Below are 12,212 nucleotides of genomic sequence, written 5' to 3'. Positions count from 1 at the left end.
CCACGTCCAGGAGGCCCCGGGCCGCCAACCAAAAGACCTCACCGACTACGCCCGCGAGGCCGCCGCGCCGGCGTCTGGACCCGTATAGCGGATGGCAGGAACAGGCTTGACCGTGCCGGCCATCCGCAACGGTGCTCGGCGCGTCTCTGACCGCCGCTGAGGCCTTGTTTCCGTCTGACCAAAGGCGGATCAAGCTTGTTCTTTATGGTCTGAGTTGGTTTCGTTCGATGATGCTCTCGGGTCGTTTCACGGTCTTGCCCACGTCGTAGCGGGTGGCGGGCCGCCGGTTCTTCGAGCCAAGTGGCCGTCCCGGTCCGGGTGTTGAGGGTTTGGTGCACGGGCCGGACAGTGCAGGTGCGGGCGGAGGTTCCGAAACCCCCGGCGGACTCGGGCCGGGCTGAGCCGGCCGGGCTCGGCGGGCTTCTCCCACGGCCGCCGCAGGTCGGCGGCTGCCCCGCGCAGGAGGCGGATCTGGGTGTGCGCGGCGATGATCAGCCAGGTCCAGCGCTCGCCGGCCTCGGGGGTTCGCAGCCTCGGACGGGTCCAGCCGAGGGTCTGTTTCATCAGCCTGAAGAGGTGCTCGATGTCGAACCTGCGCAGAAACGCCTGCCAGCGCACGTCGACGTCCTCGCTGTCCAGGCCGGTGGCGGACGACCAGAGCCAGAGCGGGAGCGGGTCGCCTGCGCCGGGCAGGCGGTCGACCTGGAGGCGGATCAATGTGCCCTCGATGATGGGGAGTTCGCCGGTGTGATCGATCCAAGCGGAACGGGTGGTCAGGCGGGGGTGGATGCGGTCCCAGGCCATCGCGCGGGCGGTGCCGTACCGGTCGGTGACCTGCGTCGTGGCCGCGTCCGGCTCACCCCAGGTGTCCGGCTTGGCGAAGCGGAACTCCTTGCCGTGCTTCGGCCGTCGCCCGCCCTGGGGATAGGCCAGGGCGTGCTCCTTGAGCGTGGGTGTCGGCCGTCGCATGACGCGGTCGGAGCGCATCCGTCCCAGCACCTCGACCGGGAGGCCGTCGAGGAGGTGGGCCATGCGCGGGGCGTCGTAGCCGGCGTCGAAGACGATGAGGATGTCGCGGTCGCCTGCGTGCCAGCGGCCCATCTCGATCAGATCCACGACTACGCGACGGAGCTGGGCAGCGGTGACCTCGGCGCTATCGTCCTCGGGTCCGAGGCGGACGGCGTCCAGGAGCTGGCATCAGGACGTCCGGCCCGACTCGAGGGCGGCAACGAAGGAGTACGGCCAGCTGGGGATGAACTGGTCCGAGGGCCGTCCGCTGCGGCCGTAGCCGTGGCAGAAAAGGCGGTCCGTGCTGGTCGGCGCGTCCGGGCGGAGCCAGTTACTGACGTCCACCGCCAGGACCAGGCGCCCGTCGGCGGCGCGCGGCATCGGCAAACCGGCCAGCACCTGGCGCATCCGGGGCACGTCCACGTTCCCGCAGTTCAGCGCCTCGTACATCGCGCCGTGCCCGCGCCGGTGCTCAGCCACCAGCGTCAGGTCCACCGGCGAAGTCACCGGACCGTCCGCGCACAGCAACGCGTCCGTGAGGTCGAACAGTTCGTCCCCGCGCGCGGTCAGGCAGTCGAATAAGTCCTCCCGGAAGCGTGACGCTTGCGCGAACGCTTCCCCGGGACCGGCGTCAGGCAGCAGACTCACTTTCACGGCCTTCGTCTCGATCGGTGCACCTTGGTCGGAGCACATGATCAGACGAAGGCCGCCCCAGCGTCCGGCGAACGCCCAGGTGAGTGGCCTAGTGCGAGGCCCATTTCGACCTCGGATCATAAAGAACAAGGTAAGTGCCCGGCGGCACAGCGCGTCAGCGCTCCAGCCGTGCCACCCGGCCCTTCTCGCCGGAGGCCCAGCAGGCCTGTGCCTGGGTGCAGTCCACGGTGTCGTACGAGCCGGTGTCCAGCGTGCGCCAGGTGCGGCCGCCGTCCGTGGTGAGGTCGGTGCCGGTGGGGCCGACCGCGAGCGCGGAGGTGCGGCTGTGCGGGAGCCAGGTGACGCCGGAGCGGTAGGCGGCCGGCGGGGTGGTGGCCGTGGCCCAGGTGCGGCCGCCGTCGCGGCTGACCGCCGCCGCCCTGGGCGAGGCCTGGTCGGCGCGGTAGTCGCCGCCGACCGAGATGCCGTGCGTCCGGTCGCGGAAGGCGAGGGCGAAGACCCCGCGGGCCGGGTCTCCCGCCGGGATCGGGCTGTCGCCGGCGGTCCAGGTGAGGCCGCGGTCGGAGGAGTGCAGCACCCGCGCGCGCGTGGCGCCGCCCGTGGCCAGCCACACGTCACGCGGCCCCGAGCTGACCAGACACTGCCCACTGGCCGCGAAGCCGGCCTCGCCCTCCTGGGCCGCGGGCATGCCCGCGCTGGGCAGCACCTTCCAGGAACGGCCGCCGTCGCTGGTCGACAGGATGCGGAACTTCCCGTCCACCGGGTCACTCATCGCCAGGCCGTGGCGCCGGTCGAAGAAGGTCATGCAGTCGTAGAAGGCCTTGGCGTCGGTGTTGCGGAAGGACTCCGACCAGGTCGCGCCGCCGTCCTCCGTCCGCAGGACCCTGGACGCCTCGCCCTCGCCGATGGCCAGCACCACGGCACGCCTGCCGTCGAAGGCCTCGACGTCGCGGAACTCCAACTCGGCGGCCCCGGGCGGCGATACGTTTCGCCAGCTCGCGCCGCCGTCGCTGGTGCGCAGTACGGTGCCCTTGGACCCGGCCAGCCAGGCGGTGTTCCGGCTGACGGCGGAGAGCCCGCGGAAGCGCGCGTCCGTGCCGCTGTCCTTGAGCTCCCAGTGTGATGGTCTTCCGCCGTTCGGTCCGTGGTCCGCGGGTCCGTTCGCCTGTGCCGGCGCCGTGAGTGCGGCCGCGAAGGCGGCTCCGCACACCCCCATGGTCAACAGGTTTCTCGTGAATCCCTTGTTACTCGTGCGTCGCGTCTTCCCCAAGCCACTCATGGCGGGCGAAGCTAGCCCACTCCCCCACTCACGTCCAGATGCCCCGGGAGGCATCAGCGATGACCCTGGAAATCAGCGATCACTCCTGTGATTGAAAGGCGGTGACAGAGGTCACTCGGAGTTCATGCGACTTCGCAGGCACGGATTGGCCGGTTCCGACGTCCTTACAAGTAACCCGGCTCTTCCGTCCGCAGTTCGTCCGTCCGTCACAAGGGAGCAAGGCGTTGTCCACCGTCATCGAGCAGCCCGTAGAGGCCCGCCTCGTCGCCGCCGCGCCGCGGATGCCGAGCATTCCCGCGACACTCGGCTACGATCCGCGCGATCCCTTCGCCGTCCGCATGTCCTTCCCGGCTCCGTCCACCCTCGAAGGCGTGGAGGTGTGCTGGACCTTCGCCCGCGAGCTGCTCGCCTCGGGGCTGGAGGAGGAGGTGGGACACGGGGACGTGCGGGTGCGGCCGTACGGATACGACCGCATCGTCCTGGAGTTCCACGCCCCGGAGGGCACCGCTGTGATCCACGTGCGCGCCGGCGAGCTGCGGCACTTCCTGGAGAGTTCGACGGAGCTGGTACCCGTCGGCCTGGAGCACATGTACCAGGATCTCGACCACGGGCTCGCCGAACTGCTGCGCGACTCCTGCTGAGGTTCCCACCTGCCGACTTTCTGAGGCTCTGACTTTCTGACGCTCTGGGAGGCGCCCGTAGACGTAGGCGCTCGTGGACGGGGGCGCTCGTGGACAGTTGCCGTGCGGTGCTCCGTGACGGACGGAGTTCAGTTCCCAGGTGCCCCAGGCGTCCCTGAAACCCCCGGTGCCGCCATCGCCACGGCCACCGCCGACCGCACCTCCTGGACCGCCTGCTTCAGCGCCGGAGTCGCCGCCCCGCTGCGTACGGCCAGGGCTTCGACCCGCTCCTCGTACTGCCGCCGCTCCCTGCCCGACAGGAGCGTGCGCAGTTCTGCCGCGGCTGCGAGGGCGACGAACGCCGCGTCCCGCTCGGACACCTCGTCGACGGGCACCGGTCCCTCCAGCACCAGACGGGCCTCCTCGCGCAGCCCGTCCACGACGGCGACGCGGTCGATCTCGTACTCCACGGACGGAAAGACGCCCAGCACCCGCGTCTTCTCGGCGCGCAGGTAACCGTCGGCGGCGAGCTGCGCCTGTACGGCGTCCAGCGTGATGCGGGCCCGCAGGCTGACCCAGGTCTTCCACTTGTGCGGCCGGGACTCCTCGATGAGTTCCAGGAGCCCGTCCAGGACCGGGTCCCCGGTCCGGCCGTCCGGATCCGTGGGCGTGGCGACACCGTCCGTGTCGGCCAGCAGCCCGCGCTGCGCCAGCTCGGTGAGGGCGCCGGCCCGGACCAGGTGCGGGACCTGGGACTCGCCGGTGACCTTGCGTTTCGTGGTGTCCCAGGCCAGCAGGTAGAGACGGGCGGGCAGCGAGAGCGGACCGTTGGGCACGGGATCTCCTTCGGACAATCGTCGACCGACCGGCGTCAAGGTCAGGGACGGAATCGGGGTCGGGGTCGGGGTCGGGGTCAAGGTCAGGGACGGAATCGGGGTCGGGGTCGGGGGCACGTTAATTCGTTGACAGCGGCCTGCCCCACTCCTACGGTTCATAGCGGTCCTGTTGTCGCCGAACGGAGAAGGACGTTGCTCGTCTGAGGTCATGAGACACCGCGTCACACACGTTTTTGTGTGTGCGCAGCGTGCGACCTCGGCTCCGAGCCGTCCCGCGGAACAGGGCTTTTCCCGTGTTCCGCGAATGCCCCGAAGGACTCCGTCCTTCCGGCCGTCGCCGCCCGCCGGTGTCTCGATACGTGTCGTCCTGACCGCATCAAGCACTGCGAGGCCCGTATGTCTAGTGCCCCCACTTCCATCACCTGCACCTCCCTCTCCTTCTCCTGGCCGGACGGCACCTCGGTCTTCGAGGACCTCCAGGTGGCCTTCGGTCCCGGCACGACCGGGCTCGTCGGCGTCAACGGTTCGGGGAAGTCGACCCTGCTGAAGCTGATCACGGGGGAACTCACTCCGGCCGACGGCACCGTTCGTGTCGCGGGCGAGGTCGGCCGGCTCCCGCAGAACGTCACCCTCGACACCGGACTACGGGTCGACGAGGTGCTGGACATCGCCGCCAAGCGCGCCGCGCTGCACGCCATCGAGGCGGGCGACGTGTCCGAGGAGCACTTCGACGTCGTGGGCGACGACTGGGACGTCGAGGAGCGCGCCGTGGCGACGCTCGGCGAACTCGGCCTCGGCCACATCGGTCTCGACCGCACCATCGGCGAGGTCTCGGGCGGCGAGTCGGTCCTGCTGCGCCTGGCCGCGCTCCTGCTGCGCCGGCCCGACGTACTGCTCCTCGACGAGCCCACCAACAACCTCGACCTGTACGCGCGCCGACGGCTGTACGCGGCCGTCGAGGCCTGGTCCGGAGTCATGGTCGTGGTGAGCCATGACCGTGAACTCCTCGACCTGGTCGACCAGATCGCCGATCTGCGCTCCGGTGAGGTCACCTGGTACGGCGGCAACTACTCGGCGTACGAGGAGGCCCTCGCCACCGAGCAGGAGGCGGCCGAGCGTATGGTGCGCGTCGCCGAGTCCGACCTGAAGAAGCAGAAGCGCGAACTGGCCGACGCGCAGGTCAAGCTGGCCCGTCGCAAGCGCTACGGCCAGAAGATGTTCGAGCAGAAGCGCGAGCCGAAGATCGTGATGGGGGCGCGCAAACGCGCGGCCCAGGAGTCCGCGGGAAAGCACCGCATCATGCACGAGGAGAAGCTCGCCGAGGCGAAGGAGCGGCTCGACGACGCCGTGGACGCCGTGCGGGACGACGACGAGATCCGCGTCGACCTGCCGTACACGGCCGTGCCGCCGGGCCGTACCGTCCTCACGCTCCTGGACCTGGAGCTGGCGTACGGAGCGAGCGTGGCGGGCTCCTTCGATCTGCGCGGGCCCGAGCGGATCGCGCTGGTCGGACGCAACGGCGCGGGCAAGACGACCCTGCTGCGGACCATTGCCGGGGAGCTGGAGCCCGTCTCCGGGGAAGCGCGGGCGCATGTGCCGCTGCGCTTCCTGCCCCAGCGACTGGACGTGCTCGACGACGAGCTGACGGTCGCCGAGAACGTGGCCCGTTTCTCGCCGGGCGCCACCAACAACCGGGTCCGGGCGCGGTTGGCCCGCTTCCTGTTCCGGGGCGCCCGGGCCGACCAGCGCGCGGCGACGCTCTCCGGTGGCGAGCGCTTCCGGGCGGCCCTGGCCGCGCTGATGCTCGCCGAGCCGGCGCCGCAGCTCCTGATGCTCGACGAGCCGACCAACAACCTCGACATGGCGAGCGTCCGGCAGCTCACCACGGCCCTGGACTCGTACGAGGGAGCGCTGATCGTGGCCGGCCACGACGTGCCGTTCCTGGAGTCGATCGGCGTCACGCGCTGGTTTCTGATGGAAGGAGAACTCAAGGAGATCACGCCGGAAGCTGTCGGGTATCCCGGCCAGTCGGGTATCCCGGCCAGGGGACGAAGACATGATCAGGTGCGGGGCACATGGCGACATACGGGGGCATACGACGGAGGGCCTCCGCCCCGCGCCCGGGGGGACTGTTGCGACCTCGGCATGGGCTGCATGATGTGCGGGACGCACCCTGCCGAGACGGAGACCCGCACGTGCCCAGCCAGAAAGCCCTGATCCGCCGTCCCGGCCCCGGCCTGGCCGAAGGTCTCGTCACGCACCTTGAGCGCACGCCGGTCGACGTCGGCCTGGCGGTCGAACAGTGGGAGGCGTACGCGCAGGCGCTGCGCACGCACGGCTGGGAGACCGTCGAGGTGGAGCCCGCCGACGACTGCCCGGACGCCGTGTTCGTCGAGGACGCGGTGGTCGTCTTCCGCAACGTGGCCCTGATCGGCCGCCCGGGCGCGGAGTCCCGGCGCGGCGAGATCGCGGGGGTCGAGGAGTCGGTTGCGCGGCTCGGCTGCTCGGTGAACTGGGTGTGGGAGCCGGGCACGCTCGACGGCGGCGACGTCCTGAAGGTCGGCGACACGATCTACGTGGGCCTCGGCGGACGCACCAACGGAGTCGGCATCCAGCAGCTGCGGGCCACCTTCGAGCCGCTCGGCGCCCGGGTCGTCGCCGTACCGGTGAGCAGGGTGCTGCACCTGAAGTCGGCCGTCACCGCGCTGCCGGACGGCACGATCGTCGGGCACGAGCCACTGGTGGACACACCGTCGCTGTTCCCGCGCTTCCTGGCGGTGCCGGAAGAGGCCGGCTCCCATGTCGTCCTGCTGGGCGGCGGGAAGCTTCTGATGGCGGCGAGCGCGCCCAAGACCGCCGAACTGTTCGCCGGCCTCGGCCTCGAACCCGTCCTCGTCGACATCAGCGAGTTCGAGAAGCTGGAGGGGTGTGTGACATGCCTCTCGGTCCGGCTGCGGGACCTGTACTCCTGAGAAGTGCTGCTGAGAATCCGAAGGGCCCGGCGTACGGCCCCCGGACCTGCGTATCCGCCGGACGGGTGGGCTCCGATTGAGTACCGCGTCGATCTTCGGCGAGATCGTTGCTGATCAGGGCTCTTTACTGTGCGCTTAACCTACGGCATCGTAACCTACGGATACGTAGCCTACGATGCCGTAGGTTGTGTGAACGCTCAGTATTTACGTCCCCCCTGGAGCCCCCGTGACGATCACTTCTCCCCATCTCGGCAGCCCGTCCTCCGACTGGACCGACGCCCGCCTGCTGTACGCGCTGGAAGAAGTGGTGGAGACCGAGCTCAACCGTCATCTGAAGGTCGCCAAGGACTGGATGCCGCACGAGTACGTGCCCTGGTCCGACGGTCGCAACTTCCCCGGAATCTTCGAGGACGGCGAGGCCTGGAGCAAGGAACAGTCCAAGGTCACCGAGCTCGGCCGTATCGCGCTGGTCGTGAACCTCCTGACCGAGGACAACCTGCCCAGCTACCACCACGAAATCGCTTCTCTCTTCGGCCGCGACGGCGCCTGGGGCACCTGGGTGCACCGCTGGACCGCCGAGGAGGGCCGCCACGGCATCGTGATGCGCGACTACCTGCTCGCGTCGCGCGCCGTGGACCCGGACCAGCTCGAAGCCTTCCGCATGATGCACATGAGCGAGGGCTTCGAGTCGGACAACCGGCACTCGATGCTGCACTCCGTCGCGTACGTCGCCTTCCAGGAACTCGCGACCCGCGTCTCGCACCGCAACACCGGACACCAGTCGGGCGACCCCGTGTGTGACCGCATGCTGGCGCGCATCTCGACCGACGAGAACCTGCACATGGTCTTCTACCGCAACCTGCTCAAGGCCGCGTTCGACCTCGCCCCCGACCTGACCATGCAGGCTGTGCGGGACGTCATCGTCCAGTTCCGGATGCCCGGACACGGCATGCCCGGCTTCGAGCGCGCCGCCGCGCAGATGGCGATCGGCGAGGTCTACAACATGCGGATCCACCACGACGACGTGCTGATGCCGATCCTTCGCCACCTCAAGGTTCTGCAGATCGACGGGCTCGGCGCTGAGGGCCTCAAGGCACAGGAAGAGCTCGGCCTCTACATGGGTGGCCTGGACGCCGAGGCCCTCAAGTTCGACGAGAAGCTCGCGGCCCGCAAGGCCCGCATGGCGGCCCGCGACGCCGCCAAGTGACCACTGCGAAGTGATCGCCGCAGAGTGACCCCCCGCGGGGTGATCGAGGCGAAGTGACCTCCGCGGAGTGACCCATTGCCCCGGTTCCGGCGCGTGCGCCGGAACCGGGGCAATGGGTCACTCGTACGCCGTCACCTGGGCCAGCGCCGCGTCGCGGACGTCGGCCACCGGGTGGCGGCGCAGTGCTCTCAGCTGTGCGCGCCACGGCTGCCCCCAGTCCGTACGGGCGCCGAGTGCGGCCGTGAGAGCCATGGCGAGCAGTCCCTCGCTGTGACCGCCGTGCGCGGTGAGCCGGTGGGCGGCGCCGAGCAGGATCCCGGCGTCGCCCTCGTGCGTCCTGCGGCGCAGCCGGTCGGCGAGTTCGGAGGCGGTCCTCGACGCGAGCGCCGGCCGCCCCTGCGTCAGCGCGGCCAGCCGGGTCAGGGCCGCGTCCACCTCTTCCGCCTCCGTGTCCAGGTCGAGATGGACCACCGTGATCGTGGCGGCCTGCGGCACGAACGCGTCGTACCGCGCGAGCAGCCCGGCGGCTCCGAGGGCCGCCTCACGGATGGGCCCGGGGGTCGTCCGGGCCTGCTGCGCGAGACGCTCGACGAGGTGGTCGACGCGCTGCCGGGCGGGGCGATCCCGACGGGGCTCGGCGTCGGTGCGGGCCGGCCGGTCCCTCTGAGGCTCGGAGTCGGTCACCGTCTCGGTCTCGGTCTCGGTCGCCGTCTCGGTCGCCGTCTCGGTCGCCGCCAGCGCGTGCAAGGCCTCCCGCACTCCACCGGCTCCCCTCGCCGAGCCCGCCGCCGCGACCACCAGACCCTGGACCGCGGTCCGCCAGCTCGTGCGGTTCGACAGGTCCGCCGAGGCGGCGGCCAGGGCGGTGTGCGCGTCGGGGCACCACGGTGCCCATCGCGCCAGGGCGTCGTAGGCGAGGACGGCGGTCGGCGGGTCGTCGGTCGTGGATACATCCCGCACGAGCCGGGCATACCGCTCGCGGTGGCGTTCCGGCAGGTCGAGGGGCTCGACGCGCAGCACGGCGGCGCGGAGAACGGGTTCGGCTCCGGCGGCGTCGTGGAGCAGCGTCCACACGGGTTCCTCGGCGAGCAGCGAGCCCGCGAAGGCGACGCACGCGGCACGTACGTCGAGGTGGGCACCCGGTCGCCGGTACGCCTCGCTGAGGAGCCGTCCGGCCGCCGGGGCCGGGAGCCGGGCCGCGGCGAGGCGGGCGGCCTCCTTGCGGCTGGTCACCTTGGTGTCCGGCGCGAACAGCACCTCACGCAGCCGGTCCGCGAGCAGGGAGGGCGCCACGTGCCGGGACGCCCTCGTGGCCGCGTACACCGCGACGCGCGCCCGGTCGCCGCCTGCGTGCGCGAGCAGGTCGGGGAGCGCTTCACCGGGCAGGTCGGTGTGGGCGAGCGCGCCGAGCGCGGCCTCCGCGAGCACGGTGTTCCGCGAGCCGGTCCAGCGCCGCGCGAGCCCGGCGCCCCGGCCCGGCACCCTCGCGGCCTGCTCGATGGCCGCCACCCGGGCATACGCCGGCAGCCCCGCGTCGGCGGCCGACTCGGCCAGCCGCCGGGCGACGGCGTCCTGCTGGCGTGGCAGCCAGCGTCGTACGTCATGACTCACGGGCACGGTCCACGGACTGCCCCTGGTGAGGAAGCGCCCGTACGGCGGGGTGTCCGACAGGAGTACGTCGAGGAGGTCGGTGCGGCGGCGGGTGAGCACGGCCAGGACCGGCCACAGCGCACCTGCCGAGTGGTCGAGCGCGAGAACGCGCGCGACCCGCACGTCCCGGGTGGCAGGCGGTTCCAGCCACAGCTCGACGGCGTCGCGCACGGTCGCGTCGTTCCCGAACCGGATGGCCTGCCACAGGAGTTCCTCCAGGTCGGTCATTCCGGCGGCGCGGCGTCCCACGGCCCGGGCCAGCGCGAAAGCGAGGCTGTAGTCGGCCTTCTCCGCCCCGGCCTCGATCCAGGGCCGCAGCGCCTCGTACACCTGGTGTTCCTGTCCCCGGCGCACGGTCGCGTCGAGCCGGCCCAGGTCGGCGCCACCGGTGTTGCCGGAGATCCGTACGAGAGTGCGCAGGGCCCAGTTGACCAGCTCCCGCGATCCGCCCGCGGCATGCTCCCGGAGCACGGACACGGCCAGTTCGCTGAGGTTGCGCCGGGTGCCCGGTGAGGAGTCCCGGGCGTCGACGGCGTCGGCGACGATCCTGTCGAGGTACGGCTCGGCGTCCTCGGTGAACAGTGCGGGCGCGATACGGGACACCGCCCACAGGGCGGGCTGCCGCACCGGATCCTGCTCGTTGCGGAGCCGGGCGGACTCCTTCAGCACGGAGGTGACGGCCGCCGGGTCGCCGGATCGGGTGGCGTTGCCGATGAGCAACGGCCAGGCCAGGGCCCGGTCCTCGGCTGCGGGACGACGGGTCGCCTGGACGAGCCGGTCGCGCACCTGGGCGACCGGCAGGTAGGACTCGGCGAGCAGGACGATGTTCCACGCCGCGCCGCTCTCGCGCGCCGCATCGGCCATGCGTCGCGCCTCCTCGGCGACACAACTGCGCGGCAAGGACTCAAGAATGACGGCGTCGACGGTGCTGCCCCGGGGGCCCCGGGGGCCCCGGCCGGCCATCGCATCGGTGTAGAAGGCGTACCGGCGAGCGGGCCGCAGCGCCGCGAGAAAGACGGCCAGATCACCCGACTCGGCCAACGCCCGCCCGAACGAGACGAGTTCCCCGCCTTCCCCGTCCCTCCCTTCCCCCTCGTCCCTCTCGTTCTCCAACCGCACCAACCTGCGCAGCAGCGAAGGACTGCGTACGGCGCCGTACGGGAGGGTCTCGCCCGCGAGGAGCAGTCGGAGCACCCGCTGCGGAGCGACGGCCGCGAACGCGCCCAGCTGGTTGTGGAGTTGCTGCGGGAGCGTGACGGGTGCGAAGCGCTCGACCAGCTCCAGCGCACGCGACGGCTCGCCGGGCACAGTGACCGTCACCGCCCGCACGTACCGCCGCCACCAGGCATCGCGCAGCGACGGAGGCAGCGCGGCCAACTCGCCTTCGATCGCGTCCAGCAGGACCCCGGCGTGCCGTTTACCGAGGGCCGTCCATCCGCGCACCGCGTGGAAGAGCGAGGGCAACAGCCGGGCGACCGTTGCCGGCGAGCACCCCGGGAGCAGCCGCGCCGCCTCCGCGTCGCCCCATTCGTCTCGCAGCCGGTCGACGAGCCGGTCCGCCAGCGCGGTGCGTTGCCCCACGACCACGGCACGCAGCAGGTCCCGGCGTATCACCTCGGGGGCGTCGGCCAGCGCCGACTCGTAGGCGGAGTCGGGCACATGGAGGCAGTCGGCCACGCGCAGCGCGTGTCCGCGCACGAAGGAGTCCGGATCGGCGATCCGTGCCCCGATCCACCCGGCGTCCCTGCTGACGGCCGCCGCGACCACAGCAAGCCCTCGCTCGTACGGCCCGCGCGCTTCGAGCTCGTCCAGCAGTGGACGCGCTTCGTCCAGCTCCTGGACTCTGGCGGCGAGTTCACGCATGCGGAGCGGATACGGCAGCGGATCGAGGGCGTTCAGCAGGCTCTCGGCCTGATGCCGCGGCGTGTGGACCATGAGGTGGATTGTGCCTGCCGGGAACCTCGACGCGCGCCTGATTACCGATGC

The 12,212-nt window shown here is 71.2% G+C and carries 7 protein-coding genes and 1 pseudogene; 4 read left to right on the top strand and 4 right to left on the bottom strand.

Going from position 1 to position 12,212, the window contains the following annotated elements:
• Positions 1–202 precede the first annotated feature (202 nt).
• Positions 203–1,656: pseudogene (locus AB0D14_RS33310) on the bottom strand (NF041680 family putative transposase).
• Between the two features lie 160 nt (positions 1,657–1,816).
• Positions 1,817–2,878: a YCF48-related protein gene (locus AB0D14_RS33305; protein ID WP_362786552.1), complete on the bottom strand. Its 1,062-nt coding sequence runs from the start codon at positions 2,876–2,878 to the stop codon at positions 1,817–1,819.
• A gap of 287 nt (positions 2,879–3,165) precedes the next feature.
• On the opposite strand from AB0D14_RS33305, the gene AB0D14_RS33300 reads away from it, so the two are divergent.
• The gene (locus tag AB0D14_RS33300; RefSeq protein WP_362786550.1) at positions 3,166–3,582 is read left to right on the top strand and encodes an SsgA family sporulation/cell division regulator; all 417 of its coding nucleotides are present in this window, start codon (positions 3,166–3,168) and stop codon (positions 3,580–3,582) included.
• A gap of 128 nt (positions 3,583–3,710) precedes the next feature.
• Here the strand turns inward: AB0D14_RS33300 and AB0D14_RS33295 are convergent, their stop codons facing one another.
• Positions 3,711–4,397: a GPP34 family phosphoprotein gene (locus tag AB0D14_RS33295; RefSeq protein ID WP_362786549.1), complete on the bottom strand. Its 687-nt coding sequence runs from the start codon at positions 4,395–4,397 to the stop codon at positions 3,711–3,713.
• A 396-nt stretch (positions 4,398–4,793) separates the two neighbouring features.
• Between AB0D14_RS33295 and AB0D14_RS33290 the strand changes: the two genes are divergently transcribed.
• The 3 genes from AB0D14_RS33290 to AB0D14_RS33280 all read left to right on the top strand — a co-directional run bounded on the left by AB0D14_RS33290 (position 4,794) and on the right by AB0D14_RS33280 (position 8,576).
• Positions 4,794–6,614 (top strand): ABC-F family ATP-binding cassette domain-containing protein, encoded by a 1,821-nt coding sequence (locus tag AB0D14_RS33290; RefSeq protein WP_362786547.1) that lies wholly within the window; start codon positions 4,794–4,796, stop codon positions 6,612–6,614.
• The gene (ddaH, locus tag AB0D14_RS33285) at positions 6,593–7,369 is read left to right on the top strand and encodes a dimethylargininase (protein ID WP_362786545.1); all 777 of its coding nucleotides are present in this window, start codon (positions 6,593–6,595) and stop codon (positions 7,367–7,369) included. Before AB0D14_RS33290 ends, ddaH begins: the two co-directional genes overlap by 22 nt.
• Positions 7,370–7,595: 226 nt before the next feature.
• Entirely contained in the window at positions 7,596–8,576 is a 981-nt protein-coding gene (locus tag AB0D14_RS33280) for an acyl-ACP desaturase (RefSeq protein WP_362786544.1), read from the top strand.
• 117 nt (positions 8,577–8,693) lie between these two features.
• On the opposite strand, the gene AB0D14_RS33275 is transcribed toward AB0D14_RS33280, so the two are convergent.
• The gene (locus AB0D14_RS33275) at positions 8,694–12,161 is read right to left on the bottom strand and encodes a hypothetical protein (protein WP_362786542.1); all 3,468 of its coding nucleotides are present in this window, start codon (positions 12,159–12,161) and stop codon (positions 8,694–8,696) included.
• Positions 12,162–12,212: the final 51 nt, after the last annotated feature.

Origin of the sequence: Streptomyces sp. NPDC048484, assembly GCF_040651415.1 — a bacterium.
GTDB lineage: Bacteria > Actinomycetota > Actinomycetes > Streptomycetales > Streptomycetaceae > Streptomyces.
Note: the sequence above shows the minus strand (reverse complement) of the source record. Positions and strands in the feature narration are given on the sequence as shown.